This is a genomic window from Micromonospora arida (genome assembly GCF_003857035.1).
GTDB classification, from domain to species: domain Bacteria; phylum Actinomycetota; class Actinomycetes; order Mycobacteriales; family Micromonosporaceae; genus Micromonospora; species Micromonospora arida.
The window spans coordinates 62,795-88,193 of sequence record NZ_QGSY01000148.1 but is presented as its reverse complement, the minus strand read 5'-3'; the positions used below and the strand labels follow the sequence as shown (position 1 = coordinate 88,193).

The window sequence follows — 25,399 nt, the reverse complement described above, 5'->3', positions numbered from 1 at the left end:
ACCTCGTGGTCCGATGGATCCACCGCCGTACGATCCGTTCCGCGCCCCGGTCCGGCGGATCAAGCCGTCGGAGCCGCCGCCGCGGCGTACCGGGTTCTGGGTGGGGCTCGCCGCGCTCGTGCTGGTGGTGGCCGTGGCGAGCGGCGTCGGCATCTGGGCGATCGCCGGCAGCGAGCAACCCGATCCGTACGCTCCGCCGACCGGCACCTCCACCACGGCGTCCTCCACCGTCGCTCCGGTCGAGCCAGCGTTGAAGCCGTGGGCGCAGGCCTCCCTGTACAGCCCGGAGGAGAAGGCCCTCGCCGTCGCCGCGCCTTCGCTGGTCTTCGTCGAAGCGGTCTTCACCGGATATGTCCGGGACACCAGGACGAACGTCCTTGTGCACCCGCAGCCCGTCTCCTTCATCCGTCGGTGCAGTGGTTTCCTGCTGGCTCCGGACGGCCACGCCGTCACCAACGGATCCTGTGTCAAGCCTGCCGAGGCGCGCGCCCGTTGGCTCGCCGTCGACGCGTTGGCCAGGACGCTCGTACAGGCAAAGCAACTTCCGGCCGGGCAGATCTCCGCGTATGTCGCGGCGAACCTCGGCAAGGTGCGTTTCACAGGCGTCGAGCCGGACGCCGAGCCGACGAGTGCGGTCTACGCTCAGCTCAACCGCGCCAAGGGAAACGCGGTGGCGGAGCCGGCCATCAAGGCCGAGGTCGTCCGGAGCCTGCCTGAAGACAGCGGCAACACCGCACTGATCAAGCTCGCCCGGGGCAATCTGCCTGTGGTGGAGCTCAACCCGTCGGCAAGCCTCGCCGAGGGTTCTCCGGTGCGAATCCTCGCCTACGCGACCTCCGACGTTGCCTTCCGTAACGCCGCGTACCGTCCTCAGTCGAGGAACGTGACGATCACCGGAACGAGCCAGCGCGGGCCGGTCTCGATCTACCTCGTCAACGAGGATCTCGGGCCAGCCTCACACGGGGGCATCGCCCTCGATTCCTCCGGCCGGGTCGCGGGCCTCATCTACCAGGACCAGGCAGCGCCGGACCGCGCCAACCGGGCGATCCTGCCGGCATCGACGATCAGCGCGCTGCTGAGCGAGGCCGGGGTCGCCAACACGCTCGGCGACACCGACAAGGTCTACCGCAGCGGGTTGGACGCGTACTTCAGCGGCGACTCGTCAGGTGCCGTCACGCAGCTCGACAGGGCGGCCGCCGCGACGCCCGACAACCTGCTCGCGAAGGCCTACCGGCAGAACGCCACCGAGCGTCAGCGGTTGGAGAAGGCGTCGCGGGAGCAGTCCAGCAACCTCGTGCTCGTGTTGGTCGGATGCGCTGGCGTGTTGCTCGTCGCCCTCGTGATCCTCGCCGTGCTGCTCATCCGCCGCCGCCACCGGTGACCGCGTGTCACTGATTCTCGCGGATCGGACACATCGGAAATAGGCGCTAAGTCCCCCGTTGATGATCGCCCTCATTGGTCATTCACCCATAACAAATAATCCGTGCCGCCGAGAAGACTAGATGTTCGGCTGAGCCGATTCACCCGGACGGTCGCAACTCCGCGTGCCCGCTTCGGCAGAGTGCCCGCCCCGACCAGATCCAGGCGCTGGCCAGCCAAACCCCTTACTGAGTCAGCGTTTCTCGATTGACAGGCCGCGTGCTGCCAGGTGATGGTGCGTCAGTGCGGCGATCGCTATACTCCGTCTTGTTGCGCGATGGATCTTCATTGTCGTCGATCAAGGGAATGGTCCCGCGAACGCGTCGCTGAAATCGCTGCGAATGGTGGCTTTTCATGGGGGTGGCGAAGGTGGGCGTGTCGGATCGTCGTGTCAGGTGGGCCGGCAGGGACGGCCTCTCGGAGGGGCCAGGGCGATCTGGTGGGCTTCGAGGCGGCTCCCGTCCGTGACGAACCACCCCGCATACTCGCCCCCCTCCTTGCGGCATGACTCCGCTGGCAACACCCTCTCGTCCGGACAGGACACCAAGCCACCGATGATCGACGGGCCGACGGTCCCGGCCATGCCTGCTGTCGACGCCGCGACGCTCCCGCTGATGCGGGCGGTGGAGCAGGTGACCCCCGCCTTCTCGGTGTGCATCGCCGTGCGGGACCGGCCCGAACTCCTGGTGAAGTCCATCCGGAGCGTGCTTGCCGGCACCTTCAGCGACTTCGAGCTCATCGTCGTCGACGACGGCTCGGCAGTCGCCGTGCGGGACGGGTTGGCCGCCGCGGGCCTCCTCTCCGACCGTCGGATCCGTGTCGTCCGCCAGGATCCGACGGGGATCAGCGCGGCGCGCAACACCGCCCTGCGCGTCGCCCGGGGCAGGGTCGTCACAGTGCTCGACTCGGACGACGAGTTGGCACCCGACGGCCTGGCCAGGCTGCACGAGTTCGTCACGCGGACCGGCGCGCGCTGGGTCTACACCGACTACGAGGAGATCGTCGGCGACTCGGCGAAGGTGATCAGGCTCCCGTCGTACCCCGATGCCCGTCGGATGCTCCGGTCCGTGCTGACCCGACCCCGGCTGCCCTTCAAGCACTCGGGCATGACGATCGACCGCCTGTTGCTGAAAGAGCTCGGCGGGTACGACGAGCAGATGTCAATCAAGGTGGATGTCGAGCTGGTGCTGCGCGCCCTCAGCAACGGGGTGCACCTGCAACGACTCGACGAGCCCATCGTTCGATTCCATCGGCACAGCGGCAGCATCAGCCGGCGGCGCGTCGCCGGTCTCCTCGCGTGGCGCAAGATGATCAAGAAGTACAGCCGCCCCCGCATACCGGGTCTTGCGCTGTGCATCGTGACGGTGCGTGCGGTGAGTGAGATCGGCAAATGGGCGGTCACCGCGGCCGGGCGGTGATCCACCGTCGGCGAGCCGCGGAGAAGCGACTCGCCGAATAGCACTATCCACTCCCGACCTTCTGCTTCTCTTCGCGACCGGTCCCATGGCCCAATGCGGGGTTCCGACGCGCCGAAGCAGGAGTTCCAGGCCCGTCGCGACGCGTCGAGGAACTGATCGGGCTATATCAGGAGCACCCGAACCGCCACTAGGCAGGACGCCTTTTCGACGCATAGGGTGCACGTCGCGATCTCCCGACGGGGGCGATGTGGGAAAGGAAGGTCGTGTCCGCGCACACCGAGTTCCTCAAGGCTGTCACGCCACAGCAGAGACCGAGTTTCGACCCCGACCTGGGGGTGATCACGCCCCCCTCCAACGGCATGGCCCGGTCGGTGTTCGCGCGTCCGGTCGCACCTCGGGCCAACTGGCGCCGCCGCTACGTGGCGTGGCTGGTCCTGCTCGACGTACTCGCGGCCCTGGCCGCCAGCCGGACGGTCGTCACCCTGCTGGCCGACGCCGACGCCGGCTTCTGGGACCAGCGGGTACTCGGGAACGTCAGCTCCTTCAGCCTCGCCTCCTTCGTCGGCGTCCCTCTGGGCTGGCTGATCCTGCTCGTCGCCGCCGGGGCGTATGACCAGCGTGCGCTCGGACTGGGCACCGAAGAACTCAAGCGGGTCGCCCGAGCCAGCCTCGCGATGGCCGCCGCTGTCTCGTTCCTGGCGCTCGGCTTCAAGAAGGACCTGTCCCGGGCGACGGTCGCCGCCATCATCATCTTCCTGCTGCTCTACACGCTCGTGGTTCGGTTCGCCGCCCGGGTGGTGCTGCGGCGGATCCGGCGTACCGGGAGGGCATCACAGAAGGTGCTGCTGGTCGGCCGTCTCACCGACGCGCTCGCGGTGCACGAGGTGGTGACCCGTAACTACGGGGCCGGGTTGCACCCGATCGCCATCCACCTGCCACACCATCCCCGCCCGGGCGAGCGGGTGAACGCTCCGGTGCCGGTGTACGTGGGTTGGGACCTGGTTCCGCTGGTCCAGCAACTCGGCGCGGACACCATCGCGGTCTGCGGCCCGGCCAGCCTCGAGTCGTACGAGCTACGCAAGCTCGCCTGGCAGTTGGAGGGCACCGGCCTGGACCTGGTGGTGGTCCCACAGGTCACCGACGTCACGGGTCCCCGCATCCACGTCCGGCCCATCGAGGGCCTTCCCCTGCTCAACGTGGACGAGCCGACCATCTCCGGTCTCTCGTTGTTGGCGAAGAGCGTCCTGGACCGGGTGACCGCGCTTGTCGGCCTGGTGCTGCTGAGCCCGGTGCTGCTCGCCATCGCCCTGGCCATCAAGTTCAACGACCCCGGCCCGGTGATGTTCCGGCAGACCCGGATCGGCCACGAGGGTCGCGCGTTCAAGGTCTGGAAGTTCCGGACGATGTACACCGACGCCGAGCAGCGGTTGGCGGCCCTGCAGCACCGCAACGAGAGTGACGGCCTGCTCTTCAAGATGAAGGACGACCCTCGGGTCACCCCGATCGGCCGGCACCTGCGGGCGCTCTCCCTGGACGAACTGCCCCAGCTGATCAACGTGCTGCGCGGGCAGATGTCGTTGGTCGGCCCACGTCCGCTGCCCACCGAGGACGACGACTACCGCGGTGACGTCCGTCGGCGGCTGCTGGTGCGCCCCGGCATCACCGGCCTCTGGCAGATCTCCGGCCGCTCCGACCTCACCTGGGACGACGCGGTCCGGCTGGACCTGCACTACGTCGACAACTGGTCGCTGGTGTACGACCTCGCCATCCTGTGGAAGACGGCAAGCGTGGTGCTGGCCCGGCGTGGGGCCTACTGACCGATCCGATCACCGGTGTGCCCGCCTGGGCCACAGACACACAGCGACGGGCGGCGGCCGTGAAGGCCGCCGCCCGTCTGGTGTGTCGACTGCCGGCGCGTCCGCGCCGGCCACAGGTCACTTCTTGCCGAGGCTGACGATCTCGGGGACCGAGTCCCGGCGGACCGCGTCGTAGAACGTCTTCGCTCGGGCGTTGTCGGCCAACACCACGCTCTCCGACCCGATCCGGCCGGTGCCCTTGGTGGGGCTGGTCACGAAGGTCATGTTCCCGCCGCGAACACCGCGCATCTGATTCGCCATGTCGAACAGCGACAGCTCCTTGTCCACCGAGACCGAGTTCGAGGTGGCCTTGAGGAAGCTGTTCAACTTGCCGGGGTTGGTGAGGATGCCGCCAGAGGAGGCCTTGTCGATGATGGCGCGGATCACCTGCTGCTGGTGGCGGATCCGGGCGAAGTCACCATCGGCGAACTGCTTGCGCTGGCGCGAGTAGTCGAGAGCCGCCTCGCCATCCATCCGCTGCATGCCCTGCTTGAAGGTGCGGAATGGCTCGTGGATCGAGGTGAAGCTCTTCTCCGAGTTGATGTCCACGCCGCCCAGCGCGTCGATGATCTCCTTGAAGCCCGCAAAATCGATCAACGTCACGTGGTCCACCCGGACGCCTGTGAACTTCTCCACCGTCTGCACCATGAGGGGCACCCCACCCCAGGCGTACGCGGCGTTCACCTTGGCGTCCCGGCCACCGTTGTTGCCGTCCTTCGACTTCGGCACCGAAACCCAGGTGTCGCGGGGGATCGAGATCAGCTGGGCGCTCTTCCGGTCCTTCGGCAGGTGGGCCAGGATGATCGTGTCGGTACGCGAGCCGCTCGTCTTCTCCGGGTCGCGTGAGTCGCTGCCCAGAATCATGATGTTCATGGCACCGTCGACGGTCGCCTGCGGGCGCGACTCCTCGGGCACGCCGTCGAAGGCGTCGACCCGCTCGATACCCGACTCGACCGATCGCAGGTAGAGACCGCCGGCCACCATGCCGCTGCCGCCCAGCACCAGCAGGATCAAGAGGCTGAACAGGGCGATCCGGCGCCAGCGGCGGCGGCGCGGTGGCGCGGCGGCCGGCGGTGTTTCCTCGGTCGGTTGAGGCCCGCCGGCGGCGCCGTAACTCGGTTCCGTCCAGTGCTCCGCTGTATGTTCACGACGTGGCATGGGCGCGATGCTACTGAACGTGGTTTCCTACCGCGTACCCTCGTCCGGCCACGATCGAACGACGTGGGTTCCGAATCGGGCGGTGGCCATCCGCGACTTCTCTCTGCCGGTGGCCCCGTAAAGGTGGTATGAACCTCCGGTGGACGCCACGCAGTTGCGCCGAGCGATCGCCCGTACCCCACTCGCACCCGTCGCCGCATTCCCCAAGCGGCTCGCCCGGGTCGCCCGCCACGACGCCAAGGTGCTGCGCGCCTCGGCCCGGTGGTTGGTCACCTCCCGTGAGCATCACAACTACACGTACGAGCTGACCAAGCTGAGTCGCCACCACCTGACCTGGTTCGTCAGCGTCGTCTGCGACATTCCGGTCCAGCAGGTCCGCGGCTACGTCGCCGAGATCGAGTCCGACGACGTGCTGCGGCACCACATCGAGCAGGCCACCGCCACCGCAGCGCGCCGTGGTCTCGCCGACAAGAACGTCCGCTATGCCCGACGTGTCGGCTGGTACGCGATCGTCCGTGCCACCCGCCCCGCGCACGTCGTGGAAACCGGCGTGGACAAGGGGTTGGGCACCTGCGTCCTCGCGTCCGCCCTGCTACGCAACGCGCAGGAGGGGCACCCGGGCCGGGTCACCTCGCTCGACATCAACCCCGAGGCCGGCTACCTCGCCCGGGTCGCGCCGTGGTCGGAGGTCGTCGACCTGGTGATCGGCGACTCGATCGCCTCGATCGGCGCGCTGGACCGCCCGGTAGACCTGTTCCTGCACGACAGCGACCACAGCCGCGCCCACGAGAAGCGTGAGTTCGACGCCGTGGAGCCCAAGCTCGCCCCCGGCGCGATCCTGCTCACCGACAACGTCACCAGCACCAACGTGCTCGCCGAACACGCCGAACGCACCGGCCGGCGGTTCCTCGCCTACCGGGAGAGCCCGGCCAACCACTGGTACCCGGGCGACGGGATCGGCGTGGCATGGTAGCCGGGTGCGACTGACCTCGATTCACACGTACCCCATCAAGGGTTGTCACCGGCTCGACCACGACGGCGCGTTCGTGCACCCCTGGGGCCTGGCCGGCGACCGGCGCTGGATGGTCGTGGACGCCGACGGGGTCGGCGTCACCCAGCGGGAGACGACCCGGCTCGTCGGCCTGCGCGCCTCCGTGCGCCCCGGAGGTCTGTCGCTGCGCGCCGACGGGCAGCCCGACCTCGACGTGCCCGAGCCGGCCGGCGGCGAACCGGTCGCGGTGCGCACCTTCCGCAGCCGCACGTTCCCGGTCCCCGCGCTGCCGGCCGGCCAGGCGGCCGACGACTGGCTCGGCGCCCTGCTCGGCCGACCGGTCCGACTGGTCTGGCTGGCCCAGCCGACCCGCCACCTGGCCGCCGGCACCCGCGAACACGACACCGGTGACCAGGTCAGTTTCGCCGACGCCTACCCGGTGCTGCTGGCGAACGCCGCCTCCCTCGACGCCCTCAACGACTGGCTGGCCGAAGCGGGCGAGGAACCGGTGCCGATGACCCGCTTCCGACCCAACCTGGTCGTCGACGGTGCGTCGGCCTGGGCCGAGGACGACTGGGTGGGTCGGCGGCTGCGCATCGGCGACCGGATGTTCCAGGCCGCCGGGCCGTGCGACCGCTGCGTGGTGACCACCACCGACCAGGAGACCGGGGTACGCACCAAGGAGCCTCTGCGCACCCTCGGGCGGCACCGCAACGTCAAGCAGAAACTCCTCTTCGGACTGAACCTGGTGCCGCTCGACAGCGGACCCCTGGCGGTGCACGCCCCGATCGCCGTCGCGCCCTGACCGGGCCGCCGACCAGCAATCGGCACCCCACGGTCACCGTCCGTCGATGCTGTCTTAGCTTTGGCTTAGCCCGCTTGTCCGTACCCGACCGGGTCCGGCAGCATCGCCGTCGTGACGGACGGAAGCGCTGTCGACATCAACATCGACCTGGACCATCCTCCAGAGGACCGGCCCGCGCCGTCGTCCGGCGCGAAGCCCTGGCTGGTCGCCACCGGCGTAACGGTCCTCGCGGCGACGCTCGGGCTCACCCTCACCCTGCGCTCCGGCTCCACCCCGGCCTGCGCCGCCGGCCGGACGCTGGCCGCCGCGCCGCCCACCGGCAACGCCACGCACACCGGCAAGGCCACCTTCTACGACTCCAAGGGCGCCGGCGGCAACTGCTCGAACCCGGCCGCCCCGGCCAACCGGCTCTACGTCGCGCTCGGTCCGACGGAATACTCCGCCGGTGCCGCCTGCGGCGGGTTCCTCGACGTCGTCGGGCCCAAGGGCACCGTCCGGGTGCTCATCATGGACCAGTGCCCGGAGTGCGAGCCCGGCCACCTCGACCTGTCCCGCGAGGCGTTCGCCCGAATCGCCGACCCGGTCCAGGGCCTCGTGCCGGTCACCTACCGCGCGGTGGTCAACCCGCCGCTGCCCGGACCACTCACCTTCCGGATCAAGGAGGGCGCGTCGCAGTGGTGGTTCGCCGTCCGCGTCGGCAACCACGGCAACCCGCTGCGGTCCGTCGAGGTCCGGCAGCGTGACAGCGACCCCTGGCAGTCGGCCGCCCGGCAGGACTACAACTACTGGTTGATCGCCTCCGGCGCCGGGCCGGGCCCGTTCACCGTCCGGGTCACCGACGTGTACGGCAACCGGGTCACCGTCGGCGGCATCCGGATGGCACCGGGCCAGGTGCAGAACAGCACGGTCCGGATGTACGCACCCGGCGGCGGGGCGGCCCCACGCCCTACGCCCGCGTCGACCCGACCGCCGAGCAGCCGACCCGCCGTCACGCCGACGCCGACCCGGCGCTCGGTCGAGGTGGCGAGGACGAGCGCTCCGGCCACCGACGCGCCGACCACCAACTCGCCCCGGGCCAACGCCCGGTGGTGCGGGGGCTGACCGCTCAGTCGGCCACCGTCAGATCGAGCCACATCAGAATCTCGTCCCGGTCGTCACCGGGGGCCACCCGCAGCGCGCCCGGCAGCCGGCCGATCTCCCGGTACCCGAGGCGGCCGTAGAACTTGTCCAACCCCAGGCCGTCGCGCACCGTGACGTGCAGCGCCTCGTGGCCCAACGCCCTGCCCAGCCGGGCGGCCTCCATCATCAGCGCCGAGCCGTAGCCGGCGCCCTGGGTGCCCGGGTGGACCATCACCCGCTTCACCACACACCAGTGCGCAGTGAGCGGGAAACGGTTGTCACTGAAGATCAGCATCGCCGCCAGCCGGTCCCCGGAGTAGCCGACCAGCAGCCGGTCCGGTCCGTCGACGATGCCGGCGAAAGTCGGATCGGCGGTGACGTGCACGTCGATGGCGGTGACCGGTGGCACGAAGCCGACCGCCCCGCCGGCGTTGCTGACGTCCACCCAGAGGTCGACGATCTCGGCACGCAGCTGCGGGGTCAGGTCAGGATCGAGGACGAAGCGCAGACTCACGCTCGCCATCGTGACCCAACGACCAGGGCCACGACCCGCGACAGTGACGCGCCCGACAACCGATCCTGGCTCCGACCGAGCCAGGATCCGTCGCCACTCAATGGCGATGTGGGGCCGACGGGATTCGAACCCGCACTGGTGCGGACCTAAACCGCATGCCTCCTGCCGTTGGGCTACGGCCCCTTGAAGCTGTACTCCACCAGCGTCCACGGCCACTCCAGCCGACGCGGCAGTCGCCTGCCTATTGGGAAGCCGGTCGGAGTAACCGCATCAGGATCGTAGACCACCTCGGGCTCCACGAGTGCAGGCCGTCGCTGACCAGCGTATGTAGAGGTCTGGCTGTGGCAATTAGGGCAGAGCAGGCGAAGGTTGCGCGGCCGGTTGTCGAGAAAATCGCCATTGATGTGGTCCACGTGTAGCGTCAATCTGGCACCTTGCCACGTTGACCCGGTGCCGCACACCTCGCAGGTCTCGGGCAGGCCGATTGTCGCCAAGGCGCGTTTGAGGCGGATCCCCGGGATTCGGCGGGAACCGGCCGGCAGCACTACCAGCAACTCTGTGGGGGACATGCGCCGCCAACGCACGCCTCGATTGTGTGCCTGACCAGTGAAGTGCGACGTGTCGATGCCGAACCGCTTGAGCTGCCGGCTGATGTGCGCGTGTGAGCCACCGCTGACGCGTACGCCGAGCAACCGCATCACCTCGGTGATGTTGCGGGCGACGGCGGCAGCGGCGGCCAGCGCTTCGGGCGTGTACTTGTATCGAACCACTGACGGACCGTAGCGATCCGGTACGACAGGTCAGTCCAGGCCGAGGTCGCGGCGGAGCTTGGCGACGTGCCCGGTGGCCTTGACGTTGTAGAGCGCCCGCTCGACCTTGCCGTCGGCGTCGATCACGAACGTCGAGCGGATCACGCCGGTGACGGTCTTGCCGTAGAGCTGCTTCTCGCCGTACGCGCCGTAGGCGGTCAGCACCGCCTTGTCCGGGTCCGACACCAGCGGGAAGGTGATGGCGTCACGCTCGCGGAACTTCGCCAGCTTCTCCGGCTTGTCCGGGGAGATGCCGACGACCTCGTAGCCGGCGGCCTGGAGTGAGGCGAGCGAGTCGCGGAAGTCGCAGGCCTGCTTGGTGCAGCCGGGGGTCATCGCGGCCGGGTAGGCGTACAGGACGACCTTGCGACCGCGCAGGTCGGCGAGGGAGAGCTGGTCGCCGGTGTCGGTGGCGAGGGTGAACTCGGGCGCGGGGTCACCGGGGGAGAGGCGGTCGGGCGAGGTCATGGCCTCGACCCTACCGCCGTGCCGGCGAGCGCCGCCGCCGGCGCGACGCGTCGGCGTGTGGGGTACGGCGCGGGTCGGCGGGGCCTGACCTGGAGTGATCAAGCCCATGGGTTGTTGCCAGAGTCTGGCAACAACGATGCTTGGGAAATAGGCTGACCCACGCCGGCCCGGTCGGGCCCGCTGACGCGTGGGAGGTCGCGTGGAAACACTGGCGATGCACATCTCGAACGGGATCATCGACGGTCCCGTCGCAGCGATCTTCGCGGCGCTCGCACTGGCCGGGCTCACCGCCTGCGTTCTGCGCGGACGGCGCGACCTGGACGACCGGCTGGCACCGATGGCCGGCCTGGTGGCGGCGTTCATCTTCGCCGTCCAGATGCTCAACTTCCCGATCTTCACGGCCGGCGTGAGTGGCCACCTGCTCGGTGGCGCGCTCGCCGCCATGCTGGTCGGCCCGTGGGTCGGCGCGCTCTGCGTGTCCGTGGTGCTGGTCGTGCAGGCGTTGGTCTTCGGTGACGGCGGCGTGGCGATGCTCGGCCTCAACATCACCAACATGGCGCTGCTCGGCACCGCCGCGGCGTACCTGCTGATCGCCCTGATGCTGCGAGTGCTGCCCCGGACGCGCGCCGGCCTGGCGGTGACCGCGTTCGTCGCCGCGATGCTCAGCGTGGTCGTCGCGTCCCAGGGCTTCGTCGTGCAGTACTGGCTCGGCGGCACCACCGACCTGGGCAGCAACCTGGCCGGCCTGGCCGGCACGATGGCCGGAACCCACCTGCTGATCGGCATCGGCGAGGGCCTGATCACCGCGACCACCGTGCTCACCGTCGCGAAGGTGCGACCCGACCTGGTGTACGCGCTGCGCTCCCTGCGCACCCCCACCACCCCCGCTGTCCCGGTCTCCGGAGGTGTCCGATGAAGAACCGTTCCTGGGCCTTCCTGGCCGGCGGCCTGCTGGTCGCGCTGCTGCTCGCCGGCGTGGTCAGCAACTACGCCTCGTCCCACCCGGACGGGTTGGACTCCTCGCTGCTCAAGGGCTGCACCGTCGACGCCGACGACAACATCGTCGGCGGCAGCTGCCCGGCCCAGCAGGCGAAGGACCATGAGTTGGCCGACAGCCCGCTCGCCGACTACGGCGTACGGGGCGTGCGGAACAGCTTCGTCTCCACCGGCCTCTCCGGGGTGCTCGGGGTACTGGTCACCTTCGCGGTCGGGGCCGGCGTGTTCTGGCTGCTGCGCCGTCGGGGCGGCACGCCGACCGACGCTGACGCGGCGACGCCCACTGGGGACGCCATGCCCGCCGAGGATGACGCGGCGACGCCGCGCGCCGCCACGACAAGCTGAACAGGGGTACGCGGATGGGGGCCGGTCACGGGCACGTGCTGTACCGCGAGTCGGACTCGCCGGTGCACCGGCTCCCGCCCGAGGTCAAGATCGTGGCGATGGTGGTCTTCACCCTCGCCGTGGTGGCCACTCCACGCGAGGCATTCTGGGCCTTCGGCGCGTACGCCGTGCTGGTGGCGGTGGTGGCGGCGCTGGCCCGGGTGGGGCCGCGGTGGTTGCTCAGCCGAGCGTTGATCGAGCTGCCGTTCGTGCTGTTCGCGGTCGCCCTGCCGTTCCTCGGCAGCGGCGACCGGGTCGAGGTGCTGGGCCTGCGGCTGTCCGAGGACGGGTTGCACGGCGCGTGGAACATCCTGGCCAAGGGCACCCTGGGGGTGCTCGCCTCGCTGCTGCTCGCCGCGACCACCACCACCCGGGACCTGATCGTGGGGCTGGACCGGCTGCACTGCCCGCAGGTGCTCACCCAGATCGCCACGTTCATGCTGCGCTACCTCGACGTGCTGGTCGGCGAGGCGCGGCGGATGCGGGTGGCCCGGATCTCCCGGGGTGACGACCCGCGTTTCCTGTGGCAGTTGCGCGGCTTCGCCGCCGGGATCGGGGCGTTGTTCCTGCGCGCCTTCGAGCGCGGCGAGCGGGTCTATCTGGCGATGCTGTCCCGGGGCTACACCGGGCGGATGCCCGCCGTGTGGCAGGGCGAGGGTGCGGCGAGCGCCGGTCAGTGGCTGGTCGCGGCGACTGTGCCGGTGTTGGCGGCCTCGATCGCCGCCACCGCCGTCGTGCTGTCATGATCGGTGTCGTGCAGACCGCTGTCTCGCTGGACGTTCGGGGTGTTCATTTCGCGTACCCGGACGGGCACGTAGCCCTTCAGGGGGTCGACCTGAACGTGCCGCGGGGTGACCGGGTGGCGCTGCTCGGGCCCAACGGCGCCGGCAAGACCACGCTGGTGCTGCACCTCAACGGCATCCTCACCCCGACCGAGGGGAGCGTGAGCGTCGGCGGGCTGACGGTCACCCCGGATCGGGCCACCCTGGCCGAGGTTCGCCGCCGGGTGGGCATCGTCTTTCAGGACCCGGACGACCAGTTGTTCCTGCCCACGGTGGCGGAGGATGTGGCGTTCGGGCCGGCGAACCTGGGTCTGCGGGGGGCCGAGTTGGCCACCCGGGTGGACGAGGCGCTCGCCGCGGTGGGGATGGGTGAGCACCGGGACCGGGCCCCGCAGCACCTGTCGTTCGGGCAGCGCCGCCGGGTGGCGGTGGCCACCGTGCTCGCCATGCACCCGGAGATCCTGGTGCTCGACGAGCCGTCGTCGAACCTGGACCCGGCGGCCCGTCGGGAGCTCGCCGAGATCCTGCGCGGCCTGCCGGTGACCCTGCTGATGGTCACGCACGACCTGCCGTACGCGGCGGAGCTGTGCGAGCGCTCGGTGATCCTGGACAACGGCCGGATCGTCGCCGACGCCCCCACCAGCACCCTGCTCAGCGACGCCCCCCTGCTGGCAAGACACCGCCTGGAGCTTCCCTACGGGTTCACCCCGCAGCCGTAGACCCACTCTCGACGGTCTCCACCCGGGGTGCCGCCGCTGTGGTGCGCGAGGTGGCGTGCAGGCGCAGGATGCCGGCGGCTGTCGCGCCGGCGCCGGTGATCAGGAAGAGCGCCACCATTACCCTGGCGGCCGCGGGTGACCAGGGCACCGGGGCGATGGCGCGGGAGAACACGGCGGCGTTCGACGCTCCGGCGAAGAGCGCCAGGCAGGTCCCGGCCAACGCGACCACGAAGTCGGCGGCCGGGCGGCGGCTCAGCGCGTACCACCCGGCGGCGATCGCGCCGAGGCCGGTGAGCAGGGACCAGATCTGCCCGGAGAGCAGCCCGACCAGCACCCCGCCCACGCCCCGGGCGCCGGCGTCCAACTCCCGTCCCACCGGGTACCCGACGGCCAGCGCGCCGCCGACGATCAGCAACACGCCGAGCGCGGACAGAGCGCGGGCGCCGGCCGGGGCGGTGGCGGCGAACAGGCCGAGCGCGCCCACCGCGAGCAGACCCACGATGGTCACGGCCCACCAGGTGTACGCGTCCGGCGGCGGCACCCAGTCCAGCGTGCCGCCGATCACCACCGGGTCGGTGCCGTCGCGCAGCGGGATCGTCCAGTCCCGGACCCGGTGCTCGCGGTCCGGTGCGGCGCGTACCGCGGCCGGTGGTGCCGACTCCTGCCACAGCGCGCGCTGGTCGTGCCAGCGCGCCGTGGTGCCGTCGTCGATCCGTTGCCAGGAGGGTGCGGCGGCCGGGTCCGCCTCGGCCGGGAGCGAGGTGTCCCCGGCGATGGTGCGGTTCAGGTACGTGGCGGGGGAGTGGCTGTTCTCGAAGACCCCGTCCGGCCCGACGCGCAGGTACGGCTCGCCGGAGTAGCCGATGACCTCGATGGTGCGGCCGGTGCGGTTGGTCAGTTCCAGTCGGGCGCCCGCCTCGATGACGCGTACCTCAAGCCCTGGCCGCGCGGGTGCGACCCCGGTGGTCCGGGTGCGGTAGTCGGTGCCGTCCGGTGCGTCCGCGCCGTGCGCGGCGGCGGGCGCCGCGCTGATCACTGTCGCCAGGCCGGCTGCGGCGGCGATCAGGCCGGCGCGGCCCAGCAGGCTACGGATCACTTGCCGGCCGCCGCCACGGCCGCGGTGAGAGCGTCCGGGGTGGGGTTCTCGACGGGTTGACCGTTGACCTTGACGGTCGGCGTGCCGGTGACGTTGCTCTGGCTGGCGTCTTCGGTGACGTGTTCGGTCCAGCTCTTGTACGTGCCGTCCTTGACGCAGCTGCCGAAGGAGCCCTGGTCGAGGCCCACGCTGGTGCCGATGTCGATGAGCTTGTCGTCGGTGAGCCCCGCGCTGCCCTCCGGCGGCTGCTGGGCGAAGAGCGCCTTGGCGTACTCGTGGTACTTGCCGCCCGCCGCCGCGCAGCCGGAGGCGGCCGAGGAGCGGGTGGAGTAGTCGGTGGTGGAGAAACGGTTGAGGTACGCGACCGGGTGGTAGACCACCTTCGCCTTGTTCTCGGCCACCAACTGTTCGAGCGTGGATCCGCTGGTCTGCTCGAACTGCTTGCAGGCCGGGCAGAGGAAGTCCTCGTAGACGTCGACGGTGACCGGCCCGCCGCCGGTGACGATGCCGGTGCCGGCCGCGTTGGCGCCGGGTGGGGTGGTGAAGTTGTCGGAGCGCTGGTTGGACCAGACGGCCCACCCGACGACGCCCGCGATGACCAGGACGACGACCGCGGCGGCGGAGACCCAGATCGTGCGGCGGCGGCGCCGTTCGCGGGCCAACTGCTCGCGGACCACCCGGGCGGCGTCCCGCTGCCCCTTGCGACTACTCATCCTCGTCCTCCACAACGGGTTCGCCGGACACCCATCCGTCCACCGATACCGGCGTACGAGGCCAGATCAGCAGAAATCCGGCCAGAACCAAGAATCCCAGGTCCCGGAGGATCTCCGGGAGGTAACTGGGTGCCTGCCCCGCGGCGAGCTGCCCGCCGCTGCCGAAGCAGCCGCAGTCGATGGCCAGCCCACGCGTCCAGGCCGAGGCGATCCCCGCGATGAAGACCACCAGCAGCGCGGCGGACACCCCGGCGACGAGCCGGGTGGCCAGCCCGAGCAGCAGCAGCACGCCCAACGCCAGCTCGACGAAGGGCAGCGCCGCGCCGATCACGGTCGCCACGTCGTACGGCATCACCTGGTACGCGTTGACCGCCCGCCCGGAGGCGGCGAGGTCGCTGACCTTCGACGCGCCGGCGACCAGCCACACGGCGGCGAGGCCGAGTCGGGCCGCGATGCCGAGCCACGGGCGGACCAGGGGCCAACGGTGGCCCCGGGTGGAAGGTGCTGTCACGCTCATTTGTCGTCCCGTCCGCGCCGGAAGTTCCGCGCTCAGCCGGCCAGGGCGTCGCCGACCGCCTCGACCAGGTCGTCTCGGGCCCGGGCGACCCGGGACCGGATGGTGCCCACCGGCACCCCTTCGACGGCGGCGGCCTCGGCGTACGACAGGCCGAGCAGTTGGGTGAGCACGAACGCGGAACGCCGCTCGGGGCCGAGGCGACGGACCAGGTCGGCGGCGCCGAGCTGGCCGGCCGGGTCCGGGTGCGGTCGGTCGGTGTACGCGTTCGCCGTCAGGCGCTCGTCGAGCCGCCGCCGCCGAACGACAGTGCGCAGGTGGTCGGCGCAGGCGCGCCGGGCGATGCCGAGCAGCCAGGTGCGGGCGCTGGAGCGGCCCTCGAAGGCGGGGAGGGCCCGGAACGCCCGCAGGTAGGTCTCCTGGGTCAGGTCGTCGGCGCTGTCCGGGTCGACCAGGGCGGCGGCGAACCGCCAGACCTCGGCCTGGGTCAGCCGGACGAACGCCGCCTGGGCGGCGGGGTCACCGTCGCGGGCGGTCAGCGCCCACTCGGTTGCCGGGTCCCGGGCGACCTCGTCGACCGGCTCTGCCGGACCGGCGGCACCGGAGTCACGCGGGACAGGGATCACGACACACCAGGTTACGCGGCAGTCGGCGGCGCGTCAGGGCCGTTCGGCCCTTGGATGGTCTGCGCCACGTCGGGAACTTTTCCCCGACCCGGGCCGACTACCAGTTCATGACGTGCGACCACAGAAGCGACCACCCCCCTCGGGTCGCCGAATGGGACACCCATCGGCGACCATGGCCGGCATGACTGTCGCCCCCCGCCGCTGGGCCGCCAGGCTGGCCGCAGCCGCCGGCCTCCTGGTCACCGTCGTCGCCTTGTTGATTGCGCCAGCCACCTCCGCCAGCGCCCACGCGGTGTTGGAGAGCAGCAGCCCGGCCGCCGCCTCCATCGTGCCGAGCGGGCCGTCCGAGGTGGTCCTCACGTTCAGCGAGTCGGTCCGCAAGGTGCCCGGCAAGATCCGCGTCATCGCGCCGGACGGTTCCCGGGCCGACCGGGGTGAACCGTCGTTCAGCGGCGGTGTGGTGACCATTCCGGTGGATCCGGCCGGCGCCCGCGGCACCTACCTGGTCAGCTTCCGGGTGATCTCGGCCGACAGCCATCCGGTCTCCGGGGCGTACACCTACTCGGTCGGCGCACCCTCGACCCCACCCGTCGACTCCGGCACGGACAGCCGCGCCAACCCGGTGGTGGGCACGGCGGTGAAGGTGGCCCGCTTCCTCGGCTACGCGGGCCTGGTGCTGCTGGTCGGGCCGGCGCTGGTGCTCGCCGCGCTCTGGCCGCGACGGCTCTCCCGGCGGGGGCCGACCCGACTGGCCTGGACCGGCCTCGGTCTGGTTGCCTTCGCCACCCTCGCCGACCTGTGGTTGCAGGTGCCCTACACGGCCGGTGGTGGTCTCCTCGACGTCACCGGCGAGGGGTTCGGCAGTGTGTTCGGCAGCGCCTTCGGCGCCGCCCACCTGGTCCGACTCGGCCTGTTGGCGGCGTCCGTCTTCCTGCTCCGCCCGCTGCTGGCCCGGCCCGCCGGCCGCGCGGACGCGATCATCCTGGCCGTGCTCGGCGGCGCCGCCCTGCTGACCTGGCCGCTGGCCGGGCACGCGGCGGCCTCCCCGGCGCCGGCGGTCTCCGTGGTGGTCGACGCGGTCCACCTGGGCAGCATGGCGGTCTGGCTGGGCGGTCTGCTCATGCTCGCCGTCTTCCTGCTGCGCCAGGCCGACGAGCGGGAGCTGGGCGCGATCCTGCCGATCTGGTCGCGCTGGGCGGCGCTCGCCGTCTCGGCGCTGCTGCTGGCCGGCACCGTCCAGGCGCTGATCGAGGTGGCCACCCCGCAGGCGCTCTTCGACACCACGTACGGGCGCTTGCTGCTCGCCAAGATCGGCTTGTTCGCGCTGGTCATCGCCGTGGCGGCGTACTCCCGGAAGTTGGTGCGCAGCCGCGTCGCGGCGCAGCGCCCGGTGCCGGTGCGCCGGGCGGTCCTGGTGGAGTTGGCAGTCACCGTGGTGGTGCTGGCCGTGTCCGCCACGCTCGTGCAGACCACTCCCGCGCGTACCGCCGCGGCCGGCCCGTCCGCCGGGTCCGAGTCCGGCCTCTTCAGCACCCGGCTGTCCAGCCCACTGCTGACGGTCGAGGTGGAGGTGAGCCCGGCCGAGCGGGGCAACAACTCGGTGCACCTGTACGCGTACGACAAGGCCAACCAGCCGCTGCTGGTCGCGGAGTGGAAGGCGACGGTCGCGCTGCCCTCGGCCGGGATCGAGCCGATCGAGGTGCCGTTGCTCCGGTTGACGGACAGTCACGCCTACGGCGACATCAGCCTGCCGACCCCCGGCGAGTGGCAACTGAAGATCACCGCCCGAACGACCGACATCGACCAGGCCACGGTGACCGCCACCGTGCCCATCCGTTAGAGAGGCTCGCGAAACCCATGACCCGACTCCGGCGTACCGCAACCGCCGCTGCCGCCCTGGCGTTCACCGCCGCCGCCACCGCTGTGCTCGGCTTCGCCGGACCGGCGTCCGCACACGTGACGGTGAACCCGAAGGAGGCGACCCAGGGCGGCTACGCCCGGGTGGCGTTCCGGGTGCCCAACGAGAGCGACAGCGCGTCGACCACCAAGCTGGAGGTGGTGCTGCCGGAGAACGCGCCGGTCGGCTCGGTGTCGACGATGCCGGTCCCCGGCTGGACGGTCGCCACGGAGAAGCGCAAGGTGGATCCGCCGATCGAGGTGCACGGCAGTCAGCTCACCGAGGCCGTATCCAAGATCACCTGGACGGCTTCCGGTGACGCGGGGGTGAAGCCGGGTCAGTTCCAGGAGTTCCCCGTCTCGCTGGGGCCGCTGCCGCAGGTCGACTCGATGGTCTTCAAGGTCCTGCAGACCTACTCGGACGGCAACATCTCGCGGTGGATCGACGAGCCGGCGCCGGGTGCCGAGGAGCCCGAGAACCCCGCTCCGGTGCTCACCCTGGCCGCCGCCGCGGCGCCGTCGGGTTCGGCCACGCCGACCGCAGGCGTCGCCTCGCCCGACGACGATGACGACGACGACGGCAACGGGCTCGCGGTCGGCCTCGGTGTGGCCGGTCTCGTCGCCGGTCTTGCCGGCCTGGTGCTGGGCGGGCTTGCGTTCGCGCGTACCCGCCGGGAGCCGGTCGCCAAGGCCTGACCCTGTTTCACCCGCTGGCCCGTTTCACCCGCTGGCCCGCCGGATCATCCGGCGGGCCAGCGTGCTTTCCGGAGTCAGTGCCGACCGTGCCGTGGATATCCCCTGATCAGGCGGTGTACGTCGGTAAGGTCGGCCGGGTATTTGGCTACGGAGGGGGACGGTGCGGATGCGGTTCGTGCGGATGATCGCCGGAGTGCTGCTGTTGGTCGTGGGAATTCCGGCGCTGTTCGCCGGTGGCGGGCTGTGGCTGGTGACCCGGCACGCCGACCCCGGCGGGGCCTTCGTCGCCCGTTTCGAAACGGTCCGCACGCCCGGTCACGCGATCGTCGTCACCGACCTCGACCGGTTGCTGCGGCAGGATGCGCCCTTCGCGCGTACCGCGCAGACCCGGCTGCGCCTGGACGCCCGCAGCACGGGCGGGCCGGCCTTCGTCGGATTGGCGCCCACCGCCGAGGTGCGTGGCTGGCTGGAGGCGGTGCCGCACGCCACGGTCCGCCGGATGGCGCTGGCCCGAGGTCCGCTGCCGGTCCGGCTCGATCCGGCCGGACCGGCCGCCGACACCCCGGGCGTCGCGGCGGCCGACGGGCCGTTCACACCGCTCGGCCGGCCCTTCTGGGTACGCGAGGGGATCGGCTCGCTGGAGTGGAGCGCGGACGACCTCGCCGGCGAACCCATGAGCCTGGTGGTGATGCGCACCGACGGCGAGGCCGACCTGGCCCTGGACCTGCGCGCCGAGTTGCGGGCCGGGTGGACCGGCCCAGCCACCTGGGGTCTGCTGACCGTCGGCGTGCTGCTGGTGGTGTGCGCGGCGCTGCTCCTGCTGCGGCCGCTACGGCCACGCGAAGTGATCTTCGTTGTCGAGCCGGATCAGGTGCCGGTGCTCGCCGGCCGGCTCGGGGTCACCTCGCTGAGTGGCCTGGGCCTCCGGCAACCCGATCCGACCCCACCGTTGCCGGCACGACAACTCGCCCCGGTCGGCTCCAGGGCTCCGGAACCCGCCCGGCCGGCGATCGGCGCGGCCCGCGCGGCCACCCTCGCCGACCTGGACGAACCGGTCCGGCTGCCCCGCCCGCCGGAGGTGACGCTGAGTCTCGCCTGGCCGCCGGCCGACGTGGACGAGCCCACGGCCCGGCCGGTGGCGACCGCACCGGGCGACGAGCCGGCCCGTGGCGGCCCTGTCGGGTGACGGCCCGGCTGGTGGCGGTGGGTGAGACGGCGAGTGGCCCTCCGCGCTGCCGACGCGGAGGGCCACTCTCACCGGGGGATCGGTGCTACCCGAGCGACGCTTGAGGTAGATGAGGACAGGTTAGCGCCGAACGTGGTTACTCGGGAGGTCTGTCCAATTGGTGCGATTTTCCGCATCCAGCCGCGAGCGAACCGGCAACGCCACCAGCAGCAGCAGGCTGAGCAGCACGTAGGTGTTCTGCACGACGAAGTCCACCGGGTCGTGAGTGCGGACCGGTCCCGCGCCCCAGGCCTGGAACGTCACCACGCCGTAGATGGTCACGGCAGTGATGCCCAGCGCGAGCCCGGCCAGCCACCGACGCCGGCGTGCCTCGTCCGGGCGGTCCGCGCTCAACGCCGCGTCGGCGAGCAGCACCACCGCCGGCACGAACCAGTAGATGTGGTGGGTCCAGGTGATCGGGCTGGCCAGGGAGCCGACCAGGCCGGTCAACGTCAGGCCCGTCAACGGGTCACCGGCCCGCGCCGCGCGGGCGGCCCGCCACAGCCCGTAGCCGGCGACCGCGGCGACCAGCAACAACCAGAGCAGCCGGTCCGGCTTCTCCGGCTCGGTGAACCGGCTGAGCAGGCCGAACAGCGACTGGTTGCCGACGATGTCGGTGCGTCCCACCCGCTCGGTGGTCCACAGTTCATGCGTCCAGAACCGCCACGAGTCACGTGGGGCGATCGCCGCCGCGAGCAGGGTCGCCGCCGCCGCGGTCGCGCTCGCCACCGCCGCGGCCCGCCACCGACGGGTGGCCAGCAGGTACACGATGAAGATGCCGGGAAAGAGTTTGAGCGCCGTCGCCAGCCCCACGCCCACCCCGGCCCAGCGTCGCGCCTGCGGTACCGCGAACAGCAGGTCGGCCAGGATCAGCACGACCAGCAGCATGTTGATCTGGCCGAAGGTGATCGTCTCGCGGATGCTCTCCACCGCCAGCACCAGCAGCACGGCGGCGATCAGGGTGAACCTTCGGGGCAGGTCGTGTCGGGCGATCACCGGCGCCACCAGCCACCGGGTGGTCAGCACCACGGCCAGCACGGTGAGCGCCGTGAAGATCGCCACGGTGGCGCCGAGCCGCAGCAGACCGAACGGCCACAACAGCAGCGCGCTGAATGGTGGGTAGGTGAAGTACAACTCGCCCTGCACCCGGTCGGGCTGCACGTAGTCGTAGAGCGGGTGGCCGACGCGCCACCAGTCCATCGCGGACATGTAGATCTTGAGATCGAAGAAGTTGTGCACGAGGCCGGGCAGGTACAGCGCTGGCAGCACAGCCCCGAGGGCCACCACCGCGACCAGGCGACGGACCGTACGGCCGCCGGGATCGTCTTCGGTGACGGCGGGCGGTGCGACGGGTTCTGCTGGCACCCCGAAACCCTAGCGGGCCGGTCCGCCGAGAGCGCGCAGCCGCGAGGTGTGGGCTGCGCGTAGGCTGTCCCGGTGGCTGATCTCCTCGTCTGGATCGACTGTGAGATGACTGGGTTGGACCTCGGCAGGGACAAACTGATCGAGGTTGCGGCACTGGTCACCGATCCCGACCTCAACGTGCTGGGTGACGGTGTCGACGTGGTCATCCACGCCGACGAGGCGGCACTGGAGGGGATGCCGGAGATCGTGCAGACCATGCACGCCAAGTCCGGCCTCACCGAGGAGGTCCGTCGTTCGGCGGTCACCCTCGCCGAGGCCGAGGACCTGGTCCTGGACTACGTCCGCACCTTCGTCAAGGACCCGCGTACGGCTCCGCTCTGCGGCAACTCGATCGCCACCGACCGGGGCTTCATCGCACGGGACATGCCCCGCCTCGACGCGCACCTGCACTACCGCATGATCGACGTGTCGTCGATCAAGGAACTCTGCCGCCGCTGGTACCCCCGGGTGTACTTCGGTCAGCCGCAGAAGGGTCTCGCGCACCGGGCACTGGCCGACATCCGGGAGAGCATCCGCGAGTTGGAGTACTACCGGCGCACCGTCTTCGTTCCGCTGCCCGGCCCGGATGTCGAGACCGCCAAGGCCATCGCCGCCGAACTCTGACCGCGGCCGCGCTGACCGGCAACCCGCTGGACGTGCCTGGCTGTGGTGTGGCTATTATTGTTCCGCACCCCGCCCGGAGCGTTCAACCGGGCGACGGCGGCATGGTGGCTGTAGCTCAGTTGGCAGAGCACCGGGTTGTGGTCCCGGTTGTCGGGGGTTCAATTCCCCTCAGTCACCCAGTTGGTTTCACTGCTCAGGCCCCCTCCTCGGAGGGGGCCTGAGTCGTTGTGGGGCGAGATGGGGGACGACGCGAAAGCCCCCTCCGAGGAGGGGGCTTTCGTCGGCTGGCTCAGGCGGTCGGCGTGGGGGACGGGGTGACCGTCCCGTCCGGCGTCGGGGTGGTGGCGTCCGGGTCGGCCGGAGGCTCGTACGGAAGGGCGCTGCCCTTGACGTACTCGTCCCAGCTCATGTTCCAGTCGGTCCAGCCGTTGCCGTTCTGCAGCTTGCGCTCGGTGCCCTTGACCGTGATCGGGTCGCCGATCTGGGTGTTCTTGAAGAGCCAGTCGCCGTTGGCCATCGACACGTTCACGCAGCCGTGCGACACGTTCGTGGTGCCCTGCTGGCCCTCGGACCAGGGCGCCGCGTGGATGAACTCCCCGCCCCAGGTGAGGCGCTGAGCGAAGTCGATCTTGGTGCGGTAGCCCTCCTCGGGGCCCAGCTCCTCGAACGTGTCGAAGACCGTCTTGCGCAGCTTCTCGATCACGACCATGGTGCCGCTGGACGACGGGGTGCTCTTCTTGCCCAGACTGACCGGGATGGTCTTGATCACAGAGCCGTTGCGGGTCACCGTCATCCGCTTGGTCTTGTTGTCCACCGTCATGACCACCGCCGCGCCGATCTTGACGTCCACCGAGAGGTCGGCGCGGCCGTACCAACCCGCGCCCATCGGCAGGCCGCCGGCCTGCACCCGGTAGGAGACCTTGCTGTCGGGCTTCCAGAACTCCTTCGGCCGGTACCGGATCTCGGTGGGGCTGACCCAGTGCCAGATCCCCTCCTGCGCCGGGGTCGAGGTGACGGTCATCCGGCGCTGCACGTCGTCGCGGTAGTCCTCCGGGATGGCCCGGCTGAACTTCACGATCAGCGGCATGCCCACCCCGACCACCTGGTTGTCGCCGAGGAAGCTGCTCACCCGTACCTGATTGCCGGGCTTGGCCATTGTGGTGAAGGTGCTCGTCGCGGTGGCCGGACGTCCGTCGTCGCCCTTGGCGGTCACGGTGGCCGTGTAGCTCGTGCCGTAGGCCAGCGCGCCGGTCGGCAGCCACGACTTGCCGTCCTTGGCGAGGGCGCCCTCGACCGCCTTGCCGGCGGTGTCCTTCAGCTCGACCGCGGTCTCCACGGCGTCCTTCGTGGTGAAGGTGATGCCGGTGGACGCCGGCACGTCCTTGGCGTCGGCCGCCGGCTCACTGATCGTCGCGGCGGCCTTCGGTGCCGGGTTCTCGCCGCCGCCGTGCCACGAGGACGGCTTGCCGCCGTCGCCGTCGGTGCAGGCCGAGGTGAAGGCCAGCGCCACGGCGAGAAGCCCCGCCGCGAACACGCGGCGTCGCCCACCGGGCCTGATCAGCTGGTCCTGGCTAGCTCGCATGAATTCCCTCACAGTTGTGGTCGCTGCCCCATCGTCTCTTACTGACGCGCCAGAGCCGGCCCCGGTTGCCGAGGGTGAACCGAAACACGCCATCAATAGTGGCCGGATCCTGCTAGCATCCGGCGTTTCGTGAGCCTGGTTCGTCTACATACCGGGATTGCGGGGGTCGCCGCGCTGTCATCGAGCGGCGGGAGTGCAAGGGTACGCCGGCCCGGCCAACGGCCGAGCCGGCGCAACGAGGTCGACGGCTCAGACCGCCGGGCCGGCCCCACCACTGGGCACCGGCAGCGCGCTGCCCTTGACGAACTCCGACCAGCTCACGCTCCACGCCGTCCAGCCGTTACCGGCGGCGATCCTGCGCTCGGTGCCCTTGATCGTGATCGGGTCACCGATCCGGGTCTTGTCGAACAACCACCTGGCGTTCGCCATCGACACGTTCACGCACCCGTGCGAGACGTTCTGCCGCCCCTGCACGTGCTCCGACCAGGGCGCGGCGTGGATGTACTCACCACCCCAGGTGAGCCGCTGGGCGAACTGGATGTCGGTCACGTAGCGGTTGGCCGGATCCGGGTCGTCGCGGGTGTCGAAGACAGTGGCTTCCTTCTTCTCCATCACCACCATCGTGCCGCTCGACGACGGTGTGCTCTTCTTGCCCAGGCTCACCGGGATGGTGCGCACCGGCGCGCCGTTCTCGTACACCGTCATCTTCTTGTTGGCGTTGTCGACCTTCATCTCGAACGACCGGCCGATCTTGGCGGTGGCCTTGCGGTCGACGTCGCCGTACCTGCCGTTGCTCAGCGGCACCCCCGCCAGGGCGATCCGCACGGTGATGGTGGTGCCCGGCTTCCAGTACTCCGGGGCCCGGTAGTAGGCCTGGGTGCCATTGCTGACCCAGTGCCACGCGCCCGGCTGCGGCGGGTCGGTCCGGACGAACATCCGCTTCTGCACCGCCGCCCGGTCCTTCTTCGGGATACCCGGGTGGAACTCGGTGACCACCGGCATGGCCACCCCGTAACTCTTGTCGTCGAAGAGGTACAGGCCCGAACCGATCGTCGACTTCGGCTTGGCCATCGTGGTGAAGCTGCTGGTGCCCTGGCTGCTCGTGCCGTCCGACGCGCTCGCCGTCACCGTGGCCGTGTAGCGGGTGCCCCACTTCAGCGGAGCGGACGGCACCCAGGCCGAGCCATCGGTACGCAGCTTGCCCTCGACCGAGCCACCGCCGTCCGCCGTCAGGGTGACCGCCGAAACCTTCCCGCCGTCCGGGAGTTTCGCGCTGATCTCCGTGCTCACCGGCCGGCTCTTCGTGCCGTTGGCCGGGCTCAGTGTGAGCGGCGGCCCGCTCGGTGTGCTCGGCGTCGAAGGTGCGGCTGAGCCAGGGGTGGCGCTCGCGTCCGAGGACGCTCCGCCAACGAATTCCGGCTTCTTCTCGCCGCCGCCGCATCCGGTCAGTGCGAGCGACGCCGCCAGAGTCAGGGCGCCCACCACCGCCCCGGCTCGCGTGAACCGTGCCATGCCCACCTCTGTTCTCGCGTACCTGGCGGACATCGTGCCGTATCACCGCCCCAACCCACGCCCCGATCTTGGC

Annotated in this window: 25 protein-coding genes and 2 tRNA genes; 15 read left to right on the top strand and 12 right to left on the bottom strand. The window is 70.7% G+C overall.

The window, feature by feature from the left end; translation table 11 throughout:
- The 3 genes from DLJ58_RS10540 to DLJ58_RS10530 all read left to right on the top strand — a co-directional run.
- Positions 1–1,381 (top strand): trypsin-like peptidase domain-containing protein (locus tag DLJ58_RS10540; protein ID WP_208740991.1); only part of this gene is annotated, 1,381 nt, incomplete at its 5' end.
- Between the two features lie 619 nt (positions 1,382–2,000).
- Positions 2,001–2,837 (top strand): glycosyltransferase family 2 protein, encoded by an 837-nt coding sequence (locus DLJ58_RS10535; RefSeq protein ID WP_158629566.1) that lies wholly within the window; start codon positions 2,001–2,003, stop codon positions 2,835–2,837.
- Positions 2,838–3,196: 359 nt separating this feature from the next.
- Complete coding sequence (locus DLJ58_RS10530; RefSeq protein ID WP_244218875.1) at positions 3,197–4,654, top strand: sugar transferase; 1,458 nt, start codon at positions 3,197–3,199, stop codon at positions 4,652–4,654.
- Positions 4,655–4,771: 117 nt separating this feature from the next.
- Here DLJ58_RS10530 and DLJ58_RS10525 read toward each other — a convergent pair whose 3' ends face one another.
- The gene (locus DLJ58_RS10525; RefSeq protein WP_124855243.1) at positions 4,772–5,851 is read right to left on the bottom strand and encodes an LCP family protein; all 1,080 of its coding nucleotides are present in this window, start codon (positions 5,849–5,851) and stop codon (positions 4,772–4,774) included.
- A gap of 139 nt (positions 5,852–5,990) precedes the next feature.
- On the opposite strand from DLJ58_RS10525, the gene DLJ58_RS10520 reads away from it, so the two are divergent.
- The 3 genes from DLJ58_RS10520 to DLJ58_RS10510 all read left to right on the top strand — a co-directional run bounded on the left by DLJ58_RS10520 (position 5,991) and on the right by DLJ58_RS10510 (position 8,748).
- Complete coding sequence (locus DLJ58_RS10520; RefSeq protein WP_124855241.1) at positions 5,991–6,824, top strand: O-methyltransferase; 834 nt, start codon at positions 5,991–5,993, stop codon at positions 6,822–6,824.
- A 4-nt stretch (positions 6,825–6,828) separates the two neighbouring features.
- Positions 6,829–7,647, top strand: coding sequence for an MOSC domain-containing protein (locus tag DLJ58_RS10515; RefSeq protein ID WP_124855239.1), 819 nt, complete (start codon positions 6,829–6,831; stop codon positions 7,645–7,647).
- A 111-nt stretch (positions 7,648–7,758) separates the two neighbouring features.
- Positions 7,759–8,748 carry an expansin EXLX1 family cellulose-binding protein gene (locus tag DLJ58_RS10510; RefSeq protein ID WP_244218872.1) on the top strand — a complete coding sequence of 330 codons (990 nt, stop codon included), beginning with the start codon at positions 7,759–7,761 and terminating at the stop codon, positions 8,746–8,748.
- A 4-nt stretch (positions 8,749–8,752) separates the two neighbouring features.
- Here the strand turns inward: DLJ58_RS10510 and DLJ58_RS10505 are convergent, their stop codons facing one another.
- From DLJ58_RS10505 to bcp, 4 genes are all read right to left on the bottom strand, one after another.
- Complete coding sequence (locus DLJ58_RS10505) at positions 8,753–9,280, bottom strand: GNAT family N-acetyltransferase (protein ID WP_208740989.1); 528 nt, start codon at positions 9,278–9,280, stop codon at positions 8,753–8,755.
- A gap of 109 nt (positions 9,281–9,389) precedes the next feature.
- Positions 9,390–9,463 (bottom strand) — tRNA-Leu (locus tag DLJ58_RS10500).
- Positions 9,454–10,050 (bottom strand): HNH endonuclease signature motif containing protein, encoded by a 597-nt coding sequence (locus DLJ58_RS10495; protein WP_208740986.1) that lies wholly within the window; start codon positions 10,048–10,050, stop codon positions 9,454–9,456. The genes DLJ58_RS10500 and DLJ58_RS10495 overlap by 10 nt, the downstream gene beginning before the upstream one ends.
- 30 nt (positions 10,051–10,080) lie before the next feature.
- Positions 10,081–10,557, bottom strand: a complete 477-nt coding sequence (gene bcp / locus DLJ58_RS10490; RefSeq protein WP_124855233.1) for a thioredoxin-dependent thiol peroxidase — start codon at positions 10,555–10,557, stop codon at positions 10,081–10,083.
- Positions 10,558–10,756: 199 nt separating this feature from the next.
- Here bcp and DLJ58_RS10485 point away from each other — a divergent pair, with 199 nt between their 5' ends.
- From DLJ58_RS10485 to DLJ58_RS10470, 4 genes are read left to right on the top strand one after another with little or no spacing between them, the layout of a single operon-like run.
- Entirely contained in the window at positions 10,757–11,473 is a 717-nt protein-coding gene (locus DLJ58_RS10485) for an energy-coupling factor ABC transporter permease (RefSeq protein WP_124855230.1), read from the top strand.
- Positions 11,470–11,898 carry a PDGLE domain-containing protein gene (locus DLJ58_RS10480; protein WP_124855228.1) on the top strand — a complete coding sequence of 143 codons (429 nt, stop codon included), beginning with the start codon at positions 11,470–11,472 and terminating at the stop codon, positions 11,896–11,898. Before DLJ58_RS10485 ends, DLJ58_RS10480 begins: the two co-directional genes overlap by 4 nt.
- A 14-nt stretch (positions 11,899–11,912) precedes the next feature.
- Positions 11,913–12,683 carry a cobalt ECF transporter T component CbiQ gene (cbiQ, locus tag DLJ58_RS10475; protein WP_124855226.1) on the top strand — a complete coding sequence of 257 codons (771 nt, stop codon included), beginning with the start codon at positions 11,913–11,915 and terminating at the stop codon, positions 12,681–12,683.
- Positions 12,680–13,438: an energy-coupling factor ABC transporter ATP-binding protein gene (locus tag DLJ58_RS10470; RefSeq protein ID WP_124855224.1), complete on the top strand. Its 759-nt coding sequence runs from the start codon at positions 12,680–12,682 to the stop codon at positions 13,436–13,438. Before cbiQ ends, DLJ58_RS10470 begins: the two co-directional genes overlap by 4 nt.
- On the opposite strand, the gene DLJ58_RS10465 is transcribed toward DLJ58_RS10470, so the two are convergent.
- From DLJ58_RS10465 to DLJ58_RS10450, 4 genes are read right to left on the bottom strand one after another with little or no spacing between them, the layout of a single operon-like run.
- Positions 13,422–14,534 carry a hypothetical protein gene (locus DLJ58_RS10465; RefSeq protein WP_124855222.1) on the bottom strand — a complete coding sequence of 371 codons (1,113 nt, stop codon included), beginning with the start codon at positions 14,532–14,534 and terminating at the stop codon, positions 13,422–13,424. The genes DLJ58_RS10470 and DLJ58_RS10465 overlap by 17 nt on opposite strands.
- Positions 14,531–15,247, bottom strand: a complete 717-nt coding sequence (locus DLJ58_RS10460; protein ID WP_124855220.1) for a DsbA family protein — start codon at positions 15,245–15,247, stop codon at positions 14,531–14,533. The genes DLJ58_RS10465 and DLJ58_RS10460 overlap by 4 nt, the downstream gene beginning before the upstream one ends.
- Positions 15,240–15,764 carry a MauE/DoxX family redox-associated membrane protein gene (locus DLJ58_RS10455; RefSeq protein ID WP_124855218.1) on the bottom strand — a complete coding sequence of 175 codons (525 nt, stop codon included), beginning with the start codon at positions 15,762–15,764 and terminating at the stop codon, positions 15,240–15,242. Before DLJ58_RS10455 ends, DLJ58_RS10460 begins: the two co-directional genes overlap by 8 nt.
- A 32-nt stretch (positions 15,765–15,796) precedes the next feature.
- Positions 15,797–16,387, bottom strand: coding sequence for a sigma-70 family RNA polymerase sigma factor (locus DLJ58_RS10450; RefSeq protein WP_124855216.1), 591 nt, complete (start codon positions 16,385–16,387; stop codon positions 15,797–15,799).
- A 172-nt stretch (positions 16,388–16,559) separates the two neighbouring features.
- Between DLJ58_RS10450 and DLJ58_RS10445 the strand changes: the two genes are divergently transcribed.
- From DLJ58_RS10445 to DLJ58_RS35120, 3 genes are all read left to right on the top strand, one after another.
- A complete protein-coding gene (locus DLJ58_RS10445; protein WP_124855263.1) occupies positions 16,560–18,227 on the top strand; it encodes a copper resistance CopC/CopD family protein in 1,668 nt (555 codons plus the stop codon).
- A 17-nt stretch (positions 18,228–18,244) separates the two neighbouring features.
- Positions 18,245–18,979: a YcnI family copper-binding membrane protein gene (locus tag DLJ58_RS10440; protein ID WP_124855214.1), complete on the top strand. Its 735-nt coding sequence runs from the start codon at positions 18,245–18,247 to the stop codon at positions 18,977–18,979.
- A 166-nt stretch (positions 18,980–19,145) separates the two neighbouring features.
- Entirely contained in the window at positions 19,146–20,165 is a 1,020-nt protein-coding gene (locus DLJ58_RS35120; RefSeq protein ID WP_425271306.1) for a hypothetical protein, read from the top strand.
- A gap of 120 nt (positions 20,166–20,285) precedes the next feature.
- Here the strand turns inward: DLJ58_RS35120 and DLJ58_RS10430 are convergent, their stop codons facing one another.
- Positions 20,286–21,569 (bottom strand): glycosyltransferase 87 family protein, encoded by a 1,284-nt coding sequence (locus tag DLJ58_RS10430; RefSeq protein ID WP_124855212.1) that lies wholly within the window; start codon positions 21,567–21,569, stop codon positions 20,286–20,288.
- A 72-nt stretch (positions 21,570–21,641) separates the two neighbouring features.
- Here DLJ58_RS10430 and orn point away from each other — a divergent pair, with 72 nt between their 5' ends.
- Together orn and DLJ58_RS10420 are read left to right on the top strand one after the other, a co-directional pair.
- Positions 21,642–22,232: an oligoribonuclease gene (gene orn, locus DLJ58_RS10425; protein WP_091393455.1), complete on the top strand. Its 591-nt coding sequence runs from the start codon at positions 21,642–21,644 to the stop codon at positions 22,230–22,232.
- Between the two features lie 104 nt (positions 22,233–22,336).
- Positions 22,337–22,409, top strand: a tRNA-His gene (locus DLJ58_RS10420).
- 112 nt (positions 22,410–22,521) lie between these two features.
- Here the strand turns inward: DLJ58_RS10420 and DLJ58_RS10415 are convergent.
- Both DLJ58_RS10415 and DLJ58_RS10410 read right to left on the bottom strand, forming a co-directional pair.
- A complete protein-coding gene (locus DLJ58_RS10415) occupies positions 22,522–23,814 on the bottom strand; it encodes a L,D-transpeptidase (RefSeq protein ID WP_124855210.1) in 1,293 nt (430 codons plus the stop codon).
- Positions 23,815–24,063: 249 nt separating this feature from the next.
- Positions 24,064–25,326, bottom strand: a complete 1,263-nt coding sequence (locus DLJ58_RS10410) for a L,D-transpeptidase (protein WP_124855208.1) — start codon at positions 25,324–25,326, stop codon at positions 24,064–24,066.
- Positions 25,327–25,399: the final 73 nt, after the last annotated feature.